The sequence below is a fragment of the Algoriphagus boseongensis genome (assembly GCF_004362805.1).
Lineage (GTDB): Bacteria > Bacteroidota > Bacteroidia > Cytophagales > Cyclobacteriaceae > Algoriphagus > Algoriphagus boseongensis.
The window spans coordinates 1129546-1145330 of sequence record NZ_SNYF01000005.1; the positions used below are offsets into that span (position 1 = coordinate 1129546).

The 15785-nt window shown below is 41.1% G+C and carries 10 protein-coding genes; 7 read left to right on the forward strand and 3 right to left on the reverse strand.

The window, feature by feature from the left end; translation table 11 throughout:
* Positions 1-41 precede the first annotated feature (41 nt).
* Positions 42-3182 (reverse strand): PKD domain-containing protein, encoded by a 3141-nt coding sequence (locus DFQ04_RS04930; RefSeq protein WP_133553262.1) that lies wholly within the window; start codon positions 3180-3182, stop codon positions 42-44.
* 152 nt (positions 3183-3334) lie between these two features.
* Here DFQ04_RS04930 and DFQ04_RS04935 point away from each other — a divergent pair, with 152 nt between their 5' ends.
* The 6 genes from DFQ04_RS04935 (at position 3335) to DFQ04_RS04960 (ending at position 11112) form a co-directional block, all read left to right on the forward strand.
* Positions 3335-4960, forward strand: coding sequence for an ABC-F family ATP-binding cassette domain-containing protein (locus tag DFQ04_RS04935; RefSeq protein ID WP_133553264.1), 1626 nt, complete (start codon positions 3335-3337; stop codon positions 4958-4960).
* A gap of 6 nt (positions 4961-4966) precedes the next feature.
* Positions 4967-6361: a sodium:solute symporter family protein gene (locus tag DFQ04_RS04940; RefSeq protein ID WP_133553266.1), complete on the forward strand. Its 1395-nt coding sequence runs from the start codon at positions 4967-4969 to the stop codon at positions 6359-6361.
* Positions 6348-7529 (forward strand): class I SAM-dependent rRNA methyltransferase, encoded by a 1182-nt coding sequence (locus DFQ04_RS04945; RefSeq protein WP_133553267.1) that lies wholly within the window; start codon positions 6348-6350, stop codon positions 7527-7529. Before DFQ04_RS04940 ends, DFQ04_RS04945 begins: the two co-directional genes overlap by 14 nt.
* A 67-nt stretch (positions 7530-7596) precedes the next feature.
* A complete protein-coding gene (locus tag DFQ04_RS04950; RefSeq protein ID WP_133553269.1) occupies positions 7597-8031 on the forward strand; it encodes a hypothetical protein in 435 nt (144 codons plus the stop codon).
* A gap of 135 nt (positions 8032-8166) precedes the next feature.
* Positions 8167-10503, forward strand: a complete 2337-nt coding sequence (locus tag DFQ04_RS04955; RefSeq protein WP_243739633.1) for a TonB-dependent receptor — start codon at positions 8167-8169, stop codon at positions 10501-10503.
* A 12-nt stretch (positions 10504-10515) separates the two neighbouring features.
* Positions 10516-11112: a hypothetical protein gene (locus DFQ04_RS04960; protein WP_133553271.1), complete on the forward strand. Its 597-nt coding sequence runs from the start codon at positions 10516-10518 to the stop codon at positions 11110-11112.
* A gap of 66 nt (positions 11113-11178) precedes the next feature.
* On the opposite strand, the gene DFQ04_RS04965 is transcribed toward DFQ04_RS04960, so the two are convergent.
* Entirely contained in the window at positions 11179-11682 is a 504-nt protein-coding gene (locus DFQ04_RS04965; RefSeq protein WP_133553273.1) for a hypothetical protein, read from the reverse strand.
* Between the two features lie 198 nt (positions 11683-11880).
* On the opposite strand from DFQ04_RS04965, the gene DFQ04_RS04970 reads away from it, so the two are divergent.
* Entirely contained in the window at positions 11881-14340 is a 2460-nt protein-coding gene (locus tag DFQ04_RS04970) for a ligase-associated DNA damage response DEXH box helicase (protein WP_133553275.1), read from the forward strand.
* On the opposite strand, the gene DFQ04_RS04975 is transcribed toward DFQ04_RS04970, so the two are convergent.
* Positions 14337-15785 (reverse strand): TrkH family potassium uptake protein, encoded by a 1449-nt coding sequence (locus DFQ04_RS04975; RefSeq protein WP_133553277.1) that lies wholly within the window; start codon positions 15783-15785, stop codon positions 14337-14339. The genes DFQ04_RS04970 and DFQ04_RS04975 overlap by 4 nt on opposite strands.

Sequence of the window (15785 nt, forward strand, 5' to 3'; positions counted from 1 at the left end):
ACAAATAAGGGTGTATCAACTCGGTTTAATTAAGGGTGGTGTTATCTGACTAGGGTGAAATATCCTTTAATATTACTTATTTGTTGACTTCCATCCAATTCGAAGTAATAACTCACAGAAAAGGAATATGTTCCACTCGGCGCATCTTTACCAGAAACTGTGCCATCCCAGCCTTCTTTCCCAAAATAAATCAATTGGCCCCAGCGATTAAATACCCATAGGTCAAACGATGTTTCACAATTTGACACTCCTTTAAAAATCCCATTATCCTTTCTTGGATCAAATCCAGTAGGCATTCTGATTATTGGAGCTGCTTCTTTGACCTCCCCTTTACCAATACTTACGCAACCTTTGGAATCTGTAACCTCTAATTCATAAATCCCTTTAGCCAGTTCAGTAACATAGGCTGAAGAACTGGAAACTTCCTTCCATTGATAAAAGTAGGGACCGAAACTTCCTTTTGGTAGTGCCAACAATTCCCCATTTGAGCCACCTGGACAAGCAGGTTTCTCTAGTCTGACATCCACCTCTAGTGGTGATGGAGAGGTAATTTCAAATTCAAGAGGAACGATACATCCATTGCCATCGGTCACTTTCCAGGAATATTTTCCCTGAGGTAAATCATTTACCAAAAGCGAACCGGAAAAGGAGCTTCCATCAAAATCCAAAACATAAGGCTGAACCCCTCCTTTTATTTCCAATCGAATCTCTCCGTCTGGCTTTCCATAACAAGAGGTTCCTTGAGGCTCGCTTTTAACCACCTCTAATAGTTCCGGCTGGGTGATTTCAATATTTTCCAAAATCCTCACACATCCCAATTGATCTTTGATTTCTACTGAATATTGACCAACTGGTAAATTTTGGGCAATCGGAGAAACTAAACTTGAATTATGAGACCATTTGAAGGAGTAAGGCGGCACTCCTCCTTGAACATCCAAGGAAATGGAGCCTGTAGATTGTCCAAAGCATAAAATAGAAGTGACATTGGAAGTCTTTGCTGTAAATTCAGGAGATACTTTTACAGAAATCGCAGGAGCTTTACCCTCACATTGATTGTCATCTAAGCTATAGGCCAGGTATTCCACTTTTCCTTCTATTCCAGGTTGATCCCAAACTACTTCCAAATCAGGTGATCCTTGTCCGGAAATAATTTGACCTCCAGTCACTGTCCATTCATATCCACGACCTGAAAGCGGATTCGGGGCAGAATAAATGATGGATGCCGCAGGGTCAAAACACACGTCAATAGGTCCTTCTGCTTCAGTGACTGTAATTCGCTGGTTGATTACCACGGGCAATTCTATGGGTTCTCCAGGACATCCATTAGGGGAAAATGGAAGAATTCTCAATTTGGCATTATCATTTGCTCCTCCCCATTTTACCAAGACCGAATCTCCATAATCTTGGATAATTTCACCTCCCTCGATTTCAAAAACACCTTTGGAAAAATTTTCCTTTCCTTTCAGGTAATAAACAATCTCCTCTATATCAGGACAGACGGATTGTTCACCGACTATCTCGGCTTTAGTTTCCAAAACCTGAATTTCAAACACAACCTCCTCCTGCTCATCACAGGAGTTTGGACTTAAGGCTGCGGTTACAGTTACTTCAAAAATCCCTGGTGATTTAAATTCATGCAGTACTTCTTTTCCTTCTTTTACTGCAGATCCGTCACCAAAATCCCAAAGGAAATAAGTGAAATCAGGGTTTTCGGGAAGAATATCCCATAATCCTTCCACATTCAAACAAGCTACCCGCTCCCCTTCTACCTCAAAGTCGTATTTGGTATCTGTTTTAAAATTCAAATTGTCCAGTGCAGCTCCAGCAGCATATCCATAGGATTCTATTTCTCCAAAACCATAGACATAAGCCGTAAAACCATCTTTATTAGAAATCTTATGGGCTCCTTGAAAAATTTCAATCCTGGCTATCGAAAACTGATTATCTCCTGGTAATGGAGAAAACCTTGCTCCCACATTTTGTCCATCCAAAAAAGTCTGATTTTCTGTACCACTTTGTACTACAATATTGATGTAGTGGTTAGTAATGGAAGGCAAAGCCATCGCATTAAAAGTAATATCCTTAAGACTTTGCTCTACTGGGCTGTAGGTAATCATAAAAGGATCACCATTTCTGGCTTCTGGAGAATTCAGACGGTTACAGTCCATACTTTTCGAAAAAACGGTAACAGAAGAAGGCTTTGATGTTTCAATTTTTGCGGACTCATCTTCATTGAATTCTATTGGCAGCCATTCTCCCTGATTTAAAGTACCAACTGATGTCCCATTTACTCTAACCACTGTGCCGTTTTCAGCGGCTACAACTTTAACCAATTCCCCTGAAGACCTACCTTCCAATGCCACATGGACAAATGAAGTCCCCCAGGTGTTTACAGGATAGGCTTGCTGAAACAAATGATCATTCGCTTGACCACAATTCCCAACTCCAGTCCATTTATTCCCTCCGAAAACTGCAATCTTTTTACAATCATCAGCATTATCACCGATTACTCTCACTCTAGACCCAGTCAAATCTCCTCTTGCTTTGATTTGATAACTCTGACCTCTATTAAGTTTTATGGAAAAAGGAGTTCTAGCTTGGTTTCCATTAATAGTTTCGACTGAGGTGGAAATTTCAATGGATGTATTGTCTTCTGTTGCAACTACCAAAAGTGTACTTTCATTATTGATATTCCCATTGAAATTGACACTGGCAGTTAAGATCTCAAAATGGGAGGTGATGTAATAATCCTTTCCTAACGTACCAACTGGCAAAACCACTGTTCCATCCGCACTTCGAAAACGTTCATTAAACGCATGAACTGCTATTTTACCCGAGGAAGAAATATAAATTCCTTTATTCTCAATATTACCACTTGACCGGTGCAAAAGATCCAAATCTTCTGATGGAACCCTCAGGGTAAATTGCTGCCCAGCGGAAAGAGTAAAAGCCTGCTGATTACCCAGATATTCAATTGCTCCAGTTGTATTTTCTGTTGCAGTGATGACCAAAACAGCAAAGTCTGGGGCACCTTGGTTGTTGGGACCGGTGGCAAATACCCTGTTGTTTTCCATGAATCCAACCCAGAATTCCTTACCCACGGTGGATTGCTGCGCCAAAGAAGAAAAAGAGGCAAAAAGCAAAAGTGAAACTATAAGAAATGGGAGGTATAAATGCCTCATAGAAGGAATTAAGGGTAATTAGCCCGTCAATATAATTAACGTTCAAAATATTTTGAGATTAATATTCTCAAATGGTAGAATGTGAATTTGGGATAAAGGTTCAAAAAAATTTTATTCCCTATCTTTGCGCCTCTCAAAAGCCAAACAAATTCATGATTTCAGTAGATAATCTTTCCCTAAAATTTGGAAAACGTACCCTTTTCGAAGACGTAAACCTCAAATTCACTCCAGGCAATTGCTATGGGGTAATCGGAGCAAACGGAGCTGGGAAATCCACTTTTTTGAAAATCCTTTCCGGAGAAATTGATTCCACCTCAGGAGCTATAAACATCACTCCAGGACAGAGAATGGCCGTCTTGAAGCAGAACCACTTTGAATTTGATGAAGTGGAAGTTTTAAAAGCTGTCTTAATGGGGCATAAAAAACTTTATTCCATCATGGAGGAAAAGGACGCGATCTACATGAAGGCTGACTTTACCGAGGAGGATGGAATCAGAGCTTCCGAACTTGAGGCAGAATTTGCTGAAATGGACGGTTGGAATGCTGAGTCAGATGCTGCGGCGCTACTTTCTGGTTTGGGAATCTCCGAGGAACTCCATTACATGCAAATGAAAGAATTGGCAGGTAACCAAAAAGTACGAGTGCTTTTGGCACAGGCGCTTTTCGGCAATCCTGACATCCTGATCCTTGACGAACCTACCAACGACTTGGATGCGGAAACCATCGTTTGGTTGGAGGATTTCTTGATTGATTTCAAAAATTTGGTAATCGTCGTATCTCACGACCGACATTTCCTGGATACTGTATCTACTCACATCGTGGATATTGACTTTGGGAAAATCAAGATCTACTCCGGTAACTATACTTTCTGGTACGAATCTTCTCAACTTGCACTGAAGCAAAGATCCGATCAGAATAAAAAAGCGGATGAGAAGAGAAAAGAACTTCAGGACTTTATTGCACGATTCTCGGCCAACGTGGCTAAGTCTCGTCAAGCTACTGCCAGAAAGAAAATGCTGGAAAAACTAAATGTGGACGACATTGAGCCATCGAGCAGAAAATATCCGGGAATCATTTTCAAACCTGAGCGAGAAGCCGGAGATCAGATTTTTATGACTGAAAATCTGGAACTCAAAGAAGACGGAGTTACCTATTTCACCGACGTAAATTTGATGGTGGATAAAGGAGATAAAATCGCCTTCATTTCCAAGACCAAGCAGGCGGTTAATAAATTTTTCCAAGTGATCATGGAAGAAAGTAAACCTTCCAAAGGAACCTTAAAGTGGGGAGTAACTATCAACAAGGCCTATTTACCTAATGACAACTCCAAATATTTTCAAACAGAGTTAAACTTGATTGACTGGTTGAGACAGTATTCCACCAACCAGGAAGAGGCCTATGTCCGAACTTTCTTGGGAAGAATGCTTTTCACAGGAGAAGAAACCTTGAAGAAATGCTCAGTACTGTCAGGAGGAGAAAAAGTACGATGCATGGTTTCTAGAATGATGCTTCAAAACCCTAACCTCTTGGTTATGGACGAGCCAACCAACCACTTGGATTTGGAATCCATTACCGCTTTCAACAATGCGATTGTTGAATTTCAGGGAACCGTTTTGATGTCTTCCTATGACCACACCTTCGTACAGTCTTCCTGTAACAGAATTGTGGAATTCACTCCTACCGGAACTATCGACAGAAGAATGAGCTATGACGATTACCTAGGCAGCGATGAGATCAAAGCTCTCCGTGAGAAAATGTATGGCAAAAAAATAAGCTAACCGGACTTGCTGCTCACCGCGATCATCATCTATTTGTGCTTGACTGTGGCTGTAGGGGCTTGGTCCTCCAGGTTGGTTAAAAATTCCAGTGACTTTGTATTGGCAGGGCGATCCCTGCCTCTTTTTCTTTCTGCTTCTGCCCTGTTTGCCACTTGGTTTGGATCTGAAACAATCTTCGGAGCCTCTTCAGTTTATCTTGAGGATGGGCTTATAGGCGTAATTGAAGATCCATTTGGAGGTGCACTCTGTCTGGTTCTTTTTGGAATGTTTTACCTGAGACCCATGTATAAGATGAATGTCTTAACCATCGGGGACGTTTTTCAGAAGCTTTTTGGAAAGCGGATTGAGTTTTTTGCTTCGATTTTCATGATCCCAGCCTATTTCGGCTATGTGGCTGCTCAATTGGTGGCCTTAAGCTTGGTTTTGGGAACCGTTGCTGATATAAGTTTGACTCAAGGAATCCTAATCTCCGCAGGAATAGTAGTCTTCTATACTTTCTTAGGAGGCATGTGGGCAATTTCGATTACTGACTTTATCCAGACTACCATGATTGTAATTGGATTGGTCTGGGTCGCAATCATGGTGGCGCAGGAGGCTGGCGGAGTTGGTGCGATCTTTTCTCAAGCTCCACCTGAAAGCTTTCAGTTTTTTCCGGAGAATACTTTATCTGGTTGGACCAATTATCTTGGAGCATGGGCTATCCTTGGTTTGGGAAGTATTCCATCTCAGGATATTTATCAGCGGGTGATGTCTTCCAAATCAGAAAAGGTTGCTGTTCGATCTACCTATCTGGCAGGAGCATTTTATTTAAGCTTTGGTTTATTACCACTATTCATTGCGCTGGGTGCGAAGGTTTTATATCCAGAGCTTTATTTGGAAAACAAACAGATGCTCCTTCCCTCAATGGTTCTTCAGCATGGAGGCTTACCTATTCAAATCATGTTTTTCGGGGCATTGATCTCTGCAATTATGAGTACAACCAGTTCGGGATTATTGGCTCCATCGGCAATTATTTCCGAAAATATCATCCGGCCTTACTTCGGAGATAAACTGCAAGACAAGCATCTGCTTTGGATCTTGAGAATCAATATCGCCTCAGTTGCTGTGATTGCTACTCTGATAGCGACCTGGGAATCCAACATTTATGAATTGGTTGCAGGAGCTTCCATCTTGATGCTTGTTTCCCTTTTTGTTCCTTTGACTGCTGGATTGTATTGGAAAAAAGCCTCAAAAATGGGTGCACTCATGGCCATGGTTATTGGTATGATTGCCTATTTAGTCGCTGAAAATTTAGAATTACCAGAAACACATTTAATTGGATTAGCCTTTAGCATTTTATCCATGCTGATTGGATCCTTTTCTTTCCCGGACCAAAACCATACTACCGATGAACTATCCTAAAATTTTCCTGCAAAAAGGAAAAGAGATCTCCCTTTATAGAAGACATCATTGGGTCTTTTCTGGCGCGATTGCAAAAAGCGATACAGGAATTGAAAATGGGGGTTTGGTTTCTGTTTACTCTTCGAAAAATGAATTTCTTGGGATCGGTCATTTTTCCCAAGGTTCCATAATGGTTAGGATCATCTCTTTTGAGGAAAGGGAAATTGATTCCGAATTCTGGAAAGAAAGAATCTCCTCAGCCTTTGCTTTGAGAAAAAGTCTGGGACTGACAGAAAACTCCGAAACCAATGTCTATCGTCTGGTTCACGGCGAAGGTGATTTGATTCCTGGATTGATTGTGGATTTTTACAACGGAACAGCGGTAATTCAAGCCCATCATGTGGGAATACATAGGCATGTGGAAGATATTGCGCAGGCATTGAAAGCAGTATATGGAGACCAAATGAAAGGTATTTTCGACAAGAGTGCCGAAACACTTCCCAAGAATCTGGAAATTGAATCCAATGAATGGATTTGGGGGAAAGCAGAAACTGATTTGGTGCAGGAATATGGAGCGACTTATAAGATAGATTGGGAAAAAGGCCAAAAGACAGGCTTTTTCATAGATCAAAGAGAAAACCGAAAACTGGTTTCTACCTATTCCAAAGGCAAAAAAATTCTAAACACCTTTTGCTATTCAGGAGGATTTTCGGTCTTGGCGCTTCAGGAAGGAGCCAAAGAAGTTCATTCTGTGGACATCTCCGCAAAGGCGATTGAATTGACTGAGGAGAATGTAAAGTTGAATTCCGGATTCTCTGGAAAGCATCAATCCATAGTAGTCGATGTAGTAAAATACATCAGAGAAATTGGCGATGATTTCGACCTGATCGTTTTAGATCCACCCGCATTTGCTAAAAACATCAAAGCCCGACATAATGCAGTTCAGGCTTACAAAAGGCTAAATGCAGAAGCCTTGAGAAAAATTAAACCGGGAGGGATTTTATTTACCTTTTCCTGCAGCCAGGTGGTGGACAAAAATCTTTTCAATCACACCATCACAGCCGCTGCGATGGAAAGTAAACGAAAGGTTAAGATTTTGCATCATCTCTCCCAGCCTGCCGACCATCCGGTGAATATTTTTCATCCTGAGACGGAATACCTTAAAGGCTTGGTTCTTTATGTCGAGTAAAAATCCTCTCAAACAATCCTTTTTACTATCAGTTTTGTACTAATTTCAATTCCATAAATAAAAATCTATGTATACAGGAATACAACACGCGCATTCTGGAGTAGCTTATCTGGCATTAGCTGCCTTGATCTTTGTGATCTTTTGGGCTTTAATAGGCTCTCTGTCAGGTAGAGAGTTTACAGAGAAAGACCGAAAAATTGCCCTCATCGGCTTTATCCTTTCTCACATTCAATTGCTCCTTGGGCTCATCCTTTATTTCGTCAGTCCAGTTGGTTTCTCCCTATTGACTAGTGGAGGGGCTATGAGTGATGCAGCAGCCCGATTGACTGCTCTTGAGCATCCTTTGATCAATATCATTGCTATCGTTTTGATTTCTCTGGGGTACATCCGCACCAAAAAACTTTCCAATTCCAGAGCAAAATTCAGAAGTGTTTACATGCTTTATGCTGTGGGATTAGTTTTAATCCTAAGCAGAATTCCTTGGGCCAATTGGCTGGGATAAGCTAAAAAACTTCTCTTTTTAATCCGGCTACCTAGTGGCCGGATTTTTTTTGATCATCCTCTTTTTATGCTGATCCGATTTTTTCACCACTCAACATTTTATGCAACTTTGTTTCAAAAACTTTGGTTTAAACAAATGCCATTCTATAGTTTTGCAACGATGTTACAAAAAGCAGGTTTTTTCATTCTCTTCGTAACTGTCTTGTTCAGTTTTCAGACTGCACATGCGCAAAAGTGTAATCTTACACTGAAGGGAAAGATTCTTCATCAGGAAAATGATGAGCCTGTTGAGGCTGCCTATATCTGGATTATGGAAAACCGGACAGGGGCAGTTTCAGATCAGAATGGAAATTTCACCATCCGTGATTTATGCCCAGGTACCTATACCATCCGGGTTCAATTTTTGGGTCACAAAGAAATTCTTCAAACGATCCAGTTAACAGGAAATACCCTAAATCAAACTTTTAGAATAGAGGAAGAATCGCTCGATCTTTCAGGAGTGGAAGTTCACGGACATCGGGAAGCGGTTCAAACGACTACTGCAGTAACTTCTCTTTATGGAGAAAACCTCCTGATGGCAAGAGGAGAAAGCTTAGGAGAAAGCCTTAAGCGTGTAGCCGGAGTCACTACTTTTTCTACGGGAAATACGATTGCAAAACCTGTGATTCATGGCCTTCACAGCAACAGGATCATGATTCTGAATAATGGAATCCGCTTGGAAGGACAACAATGGGGTGCAGAACATGCACCAGAGATTGATCCGTTTTTGGCAGATGAAATCACGGTAATAAAAGGTGCAGAAACGGTAAGATTTGGTCCAGAAGCAATGGGTGGAGTGATTATGGTCAATCCACCTGCCCTGCCTACTTCTAAAAAGAGTTTGACTGAAATTCATCTTTTGGGAAGTACCAATGGAAGAATGGGAAATATTTCTACCTCCCATACCGGAGGTTCAGATAAAATCAAAGGCTTAGGCTATCGTATTCAGGCTTCAGGGAAAAGAGCTGGATACATCAGATCTCCACGATACTACCAGGCAAATACGGGAATGTCGGAGTATAATTTTTCTTCCTCCATAGGCTATAGCAGAGATAAACTTGGAGTTGAAGGATATTATAGCTTTTTCAATACTGAGTTGGGGATTCTTCGGGATGCCCACACTGGAAATCTTTCTGATCTCAATGAAATCATTGAAAATGGAGAGCCATTCCTAAAACCTGACTTCTCTTACGACATCTCCAATCCCAAGCAGGTAGTATCACATCATTTGGCTAAAATCAAAGCGCATTACCATCTAAATACAGATTGGAAGCTTAATCTTCAATATGGATTTCAGGCAAATAACCGACAGGAGTACGATCGAAGACGTGGAGATTTGAATGCAAAACCGAGTTTGGATTTGCAGCTTTTCACCAACACGGTAGATCTTTTTCTTGATCACAATTTTAAGAGCAACTGGAATGGCTCATTCGGAATTAATCTAATCCAGCAAGCAAACAGCAATATTCCAGGAACTGGTGTTACCCCTTTGATTCCTAATTATGACATGCTGAATGCAGGGATTTATTTGATGGAAAAGTATCTCAAAGGTCCTTTGGAAATAGAAGCTGGAGCCAGATACGATTACAGGACAGTTCAAGCAGCCAGATATGTAGGAGAAGAATTGCAAGAGTCCGATCTGAGTTACCAGAATTTCTCGGCCTTTATCGGAGGATTATACCAACTCAGCCCCTATTTCTCCTTTTCTTCCAATTTGGGATCAGCATGGAGACCACCTAATGTGAATGAGCTTTTCAGCCAAGGTCTCCATCATGGTGCTGCAGCAGTTGAAATTGGAGATCCTAATCTAAATTCAGAAAAGTCAATTAAATGGGTCAATGAGCTAGAGTTTGAAAGCAATAAGGCTCTTATTGAACTCACCGGGTATGTGAATCGGATCAACGATTACATCTATCTCAATCCAACTGGTGAGACTTTTGTCAGTCTCCGAGGTACTTTCAACGTCTACGAATACCTACAGGCAGACGCACTTCTATATGGCTTTGACCTTTCCGGAAGCTATTCTTTCTCAGATCGCCTAAATGCCTACATGAAAGGATCGATTATTCGGGCTAGAAATCTGGATGAAAACAACTTCTTCCCTTTTATACCCTCCGATAGAATGGACTGGGGAGTTTCCTATGCCTTGGGAAAAAGCGATTCTAAAAATTCTGATCTGATTACCCTTAGTAATCTCTTGGTTGCAAGGCAATCCAGAGAACCTGATTTCGATTTGGCACCTGCACCTCCGGGATATGCTTTAATCAATATTTCCTATCAGAAAAAAATAAAACTAGCTGATAACCAATTCAATATTGGTCTTCAAGTAAATAACCTATTTGACACTGAATTCAAAGAATACATGAATAGATTCAGGTATTTTACTTCAGACATGGGAAGAAACATTTCTTTAAAACTCAATTACCAATTCTAACTATCAATTATTATGAAAAACCTAAGAAAGCTACCCCTCTACCTACTTGCAATTCTTGCATTTGGATTTGCATCTTGTGAAAGTGAAGATCCGGAAAAAGAAAATGATGGAGAGGTAATTACTGATGTGATCTTAACTTTTCAGGAACTTGACGCCTCGAATAACCCAGTTGGTGCTGCTGTATCCTTCAAGGCAAGCGATCCACAAGGCATTGAGGTTGGAGCAACTCCAACAATTCAGCCAGTAAATGTCACAAAGGGCAAGAAGTATCAAATGACAATCGAAGTTCTGAACTCCATCGAAGGAGAAGATATCACAGAGGAGATTTTGGCAGAAGCAGATGAACATCAATTCTTTTTCCTTGGATCAGGAATTACAAGTAATATTCTTACCACAAGCTATGCCGATGGAAATGGTGTTGCTTTAGGATTGAAAAACTTGGTAACAGTTTCTTCCTCTCCTGGAACAAACAACACCCAACTTCAAGTAATCTTGAGACATGATCTGGATAAAAACTTCCCAGGCGCAAACAATCCAAATTTCGCTAACTACATCCAAGCAGGAGGAGAAACTGATCTAGACATCACTTTCCCTGTGGTGATCAATTAATACTCACTAAAAGAAAAACAAAAAAGGCAGCCTAACCGCTGCCTTTTTTGCTTTCTGAAATATCATTTAAAATCCCTTTCCGCAAATAGCTAAATCGTCAGGATTGAATGCTGAGGGGTTTGCACCAACATTTCCAGCTACAAGAATTACCTGATAGTCCGGACCTTCATTTGCTAAATGGATTTTTACATGGCCATCAAACATCCGCATGGCTTCAAAATCAAGCTGAGAGCCATCGGACAATTTTCCTAGGATCGTGTTTGATTCCAAAGTTTTAGCTGAAACAGGGTTTAGCATAAAGGCAATAGGAGCATCTGCTTGGTCATAACTCCCAAAATGCAAATGAGCAGGATAACTATAATCTGAATTGGCTTTGACCCCATTCATTCTTAGCGTGAGCTCCAATCCACCGGCTACTAATTCCTTCACATTCATAGTACCGGTAAAATCATAGTCACTTGATTTGAAAAGCTCGAAATTCAACTCTCTACCGGTATATTGATCTGGCTCAGTTTCTGAACAGGAGGAAATGCCCAAGAGGACAATCGCTATGAAGAACAACTTTTTCATTTATTCGGGGTTTTGTATTCAAAACGAAATGGAGACACTTCGGTTTATGAATTACTAAAATTATCAAGAAAAACGAGTATTGAGGTATCTCTCGTCACAGATGGCTAAATTTTTCACCCGACACTTTATGCCATTAAAATGGAATTGTAAAAAAATAGCCTGAATTTCCGACTTTAAAAAAACCAAAGAGCCTATCCAATGGAGGATAAAAGACTCAACGTAGCTTTTGATTATTTCCAGAAAAAAAACTGGACTCCCTTCCCTTTTCAGATACAGGCCTGGAAGGATTATTTGGATGGAAAATCAGGCTTATTAAATGCTCCAACGGGTTCAGGAAAAACTTTTGCGCTTTGGTTTCCTGCAATTTTGGAATACATCCAAAATAACCCAGATACATGGCAAAAGCCAAAGAACAATGGAATCCAATTGATCTGGGTAACTCCCCTACGTGCCCTAGCCCAGGATATTCAAAAGGCCATGCAGGAAGTATGCGAGGTAATCGGTTTGCCATGGCAGGTTGCCGTAAGAAATGGGGATACCGACCCCAAAACAAGAGCAGCCCTAAAAAAAAGACCTCCTGAATGCCTGATCACCACACCGGAAACTTTGCACATTCTGATTTCACAAAAGGGTCACCAGGAACTTTTCCACAGCCTTCAATGCATCGTAGTAGATGAGTGGCATGAGTTGGTTGGAAACAAAAGAGGTATTCAAGTGCAATTGGCTTTGGAATATATCCAGGCAATCTGTCCGCAGACTTTTCGTCGCTGGGCGATTTCAGCAACTATCGGGAATTTAAATCAAGCCGCCAAAGTACTCCTCGGAAATGAGCTTCCTATACACATCATCAAGGCCCAAGTTGAAAAAGAGATTTTGATTAATTCTGTTTTCCCGGAGGAAATAGAAAAATATCCTTGGGCTGGACATCTGGGAATCCGGATGTTGGATCAGGTAATTAAGATTATTGAGGAGGGAAAAACAGTTCTTCTCTTCACCAACACCCGATCTCAAACAGAAATATGGTATCAAAAAATCCTAGAAACGAGGCCAGATTGGGCAGGTTGGATAGCTATGCATCATGGATCCTTGGACATGTCTGTCCGGGCTTGGGTAGAAAATGCCCTTCATGAAGGAGTTCTGAAATTGGTGGTTTGTACCTCTAGCTTGGATTTGGGGGTGGACTTTAGACCTGTAGACCGGGTGATTCAAGTAGGAAGTCCAAAAGGAGTTAGCCGTTTTGTCCAGCGGGCAGGTAGAGCTGGCCATCAGCCTGGCCTTCCCTCAGAGATTTACTTTGTTCCCACCAATGCCCTCGAATTGATCGAAGCCGCTGCACTACGAAATGCAATTGAAAAGGAGGAAATGGAATCTCAATTTACCCCGGAACTTCCCTACGATGTGCTTATTCAGTTTTTAGTCACTTTGGCAATTGGAGATGGCTTTGATCCAGATGTCCTTTTTCCCATTGTCAAAAGAACCTATTCCTATTCTAACTTGGAAAAATTTGAACAGGAATGGATCATCGATTTTATTACCAAAGGAGGTGTTTCCTTGGGTAATTATGAGGATTTTCTCAAAGTAGAAAAAAGCGAAGACGGATTGTTCCGAGTCACAAGCAAACGAATCGCCATGCGCCACAGGCTAAGCATGGGAACTATCGTTTCTGATGTTAGTCTAAGGGTAAAATTCAAAAACGGAACCTATTTGGGAACTGTAGAAGAATACTTTATTGCCAAGCTAAAAATTGGAGACCGCTTCTTTTTTGCAGGGAGAAATCTTGAACTTCTTCAGGTCAAAGGACTTGATGCCTTCGTCAAAGTTTCTGAGAAAAAGACCTCAAATGTCGTGAGCTGGATGGGTGCTAGAATGTCCCTTTCTTCCATGCTTTCCGATAAAATCAGGGAGATTTTCAAGGAATACAATCAAGGATTGGTGAATTCCGAAGAGGTTCGGAAAGTACTTCCCATTTTAGATCTTCAAAGCAAATTATCCATTGTTCCTGACGGGGATACTTTTTTGGTTGAGTCATTGCAAAGTCAGGATGGCCACCACTTGTTTTTCTACCCTTTCGAGGGTAGGATGATGCATGAACTGATGAGTGCGCTCATCGCTTATCGCATTTCACAAAGCTATTCTGTTTCCTTAAACATGGCCATGAACGACTATGGATTTGAGATTCTTTCAGATGTTTACATTTCTCCAGAAGAGATTTTCGAAGAGGATATTCTGAGCCTTAAAAATATCGAGGACGATATTCTTCATTGCGTGAATGAAAGCGAAATGTCCAGACGAAAATTCAGGGAAATTGCCAGCATCGCAGGCTTGGTTTTTCAGGGATATCCGGGCAAACCCGCTTCATTTAAGCATATTCAGGCCAATTCAAGCCTTCTTTTCCAGGTTTTTGAGCAGTATGATCCCAATAACCTTCTCTTGAAACAAGCTCGAATAGAATCCCTGAACCAGCAGATGGAAAAGGACATGTTTATCAATGCAATCCAAAAGCTGAATCGACTGAAAATAGTCATAGAAAGACCAGTTCAGTTTACGCCCTTTTCCTTCCCGATCATGGTCGACCGATTAAACAGAACCAATATTTCCTCCGAATCTATAGAGGATAAGGTCGCAAAAATATTGGCTCAAATGCAGGAAGTGGATTAATTCGCTCTCCAAAAGAAGGGAGTGAAAAGAATCAGAATCGTAAACAATTCCAATCTTCCCAATAGCATCAAGAAGGATAAAACGACTTTGGCTGCAGGCGAGAAGAAAGCAAAATTGTCTACTGGCCCTACTTTTCCAATTGCTGGCCCTACGTTGCCCAGACAGGTAGCTACTGAACCTAAAGAAGTAGCAAAGTCATAGCCCAAAAGGGATATTACCAAAGAGCCGATCACAAAAGTGCTCAGGTAAATGAGGAGGAAGTTCATGATATTATTGATAATCCTTCCGCTTACCATTTCACCATTGATAATTAGTGGAACAATCGCTCTAGGATGAACAATTCGTTTGAATTCTAGCCAGGAGTTCTTTAAGAAAACCACGTGTCTTACAAACTTGATACTACCTGCAGTGGAACCAGCCGAGCCACCCAAAAACAGCAGCATAAAACAAATAAACGTGATTCCCATTCCATACTGGGTATAATCATCGGTTACATAACCAGTTGTAGTGATCAAAGAAACAACCTGGAAAGCCGCATTTCTAAAAGCCAGTTCAGTACCAGTTTCGGAGTTGATCATAATCCCGGCAAAAACAATCAGGGTCAACAATATTACTGCACCTGTATATGCCTTAAACTCATCACTTTTCAAGATTCTTGAAAACTTTCCAACTGACCCGAAATAGATCAGGGTAAAGTTGGTGCCTGCTAAAAACATAAAAATCACCGCCACATACTGGATAAAGGCAGAATCATAAAAGGCCATACTGGCGTTTTTGGTGGAAAATCCTCCTGTAGCCAATGTTGTCAGGGAGTGATTGACTGCATCGTAAAAAGTCATTCCTCCTACCCAATACAACAAGGCAGCCGCTACAGTCAAACCCACATACACATACCAGAGTCTTTTTGCCGTTTCTGATATTCTCGGGTGAACTTTATCCGAAGTTGGACCGGGTGATTCGGCTACAAACAATTCAGATCCACCAATTCCCAAAAGGGGAAAAATAGCGACAGTCAAAACGATTATCCCTAAGCCTCCTATCCATTGGGTCATGCTTCTCCAAAAGAGCAAGCCTTTTGGCATACCTTCAATATCGGTTAAAATAGAAGCTCCTGTGGTGGTTAATCCTGAAACCGTCTCAAATAAAGCATCAGATATCGAGGTGATTTCTGCAGAAAGCAGAAATGGAAGCATACCAAAGATGGTCATGATCAACCAGCTAATCGCCACGACAAGATATCCCTCTCGCTTTCTGATCAATTGGTCGTACTTAGCGAATGAGAAGAAAAATATCATTCCAATGAAAAGGGAAATCGCAGCCGACGCCATGATCGGAACTGAGTTTTCTCCATAAATCCAGGAAATCGAAGCAGCAGGAAGCATCAAAACCCCGATCAAAAACATCAGGGCTCCCATGATTTTTCCAATGGCCTTAAAATGAATCAT

What these genes read in the sequence shown, in the direction of transcription:
- DFQ04_RS04930 (WP_133553262.1), bottom strand. Translation starts at nt 3,182, where the DNA reads ATGAGGCATTTATACCTCCCATTTCTTATAGTTTCACTTTTGCTTTTT.
- DFQ04_RS04935 (WP_133553264.1), top strand. Translation starts at nt 3,335, where the DNA reads ATGATTTCAGTAGATAATCTTTCCCTAAAATTTGGAAAACGTACCCTT.
- DFQ04_RS04945 (WP_133553267.1), top strand. Translation starts at nt 6,348, where the DNA reads ATGAACTATCCTAAAATTTTCCTGCAAAAAGGAAAAGAGATCTCCCTT.
- DFQ04_RS04950 (WP_133553269.1), top strand. Translation starts at nt 7,597, where the DNA reads ATGTATACAGGAATACAACACGCGCATTCTGGAGTAGCTTATCTGGCA.
- DFQ04_RS04955 (WP_243739633.1), top strand. Translation starts at nt 8,167, where the DNA reads ATGCCATTCTATAGTTTTGCAACGATGTTACAAAAAGCAGGTTTTTTC.
- DFQ04_RS04960 (WP_133553271.1), top strand. Translation starts at nt 10,516, where the DNA reads ATGAAAAACCTAAGAAAGCTACCCCTCTACCTACTTGCAATTCTTGCA.
- DFQ04_RS04965 (WP_133553273.1), bottom strand. Translation starts at nt 11,682, where the DNA reads ATGAAAAAGTTGTTCTTCATAGCGATTGTCCTCTTGGGCATTTCCTCC.
- DFQ04_RS04970 (WP_133553275.1), top strand. Translation starts at nt 11,881, where the DNA reads ATGGAGGATAAAAGACTCAACGTAGCTTTTGATTATTTCCAGAAAAAA.
- DFQ04_RS04975 (WP_133553277.1), bottom strand. Translation starts at nt 15,785, where the DNA reads ATGATTCATTTTAAGGCCATTGGAAAAATCATGGGAGCCCTGATGTTT.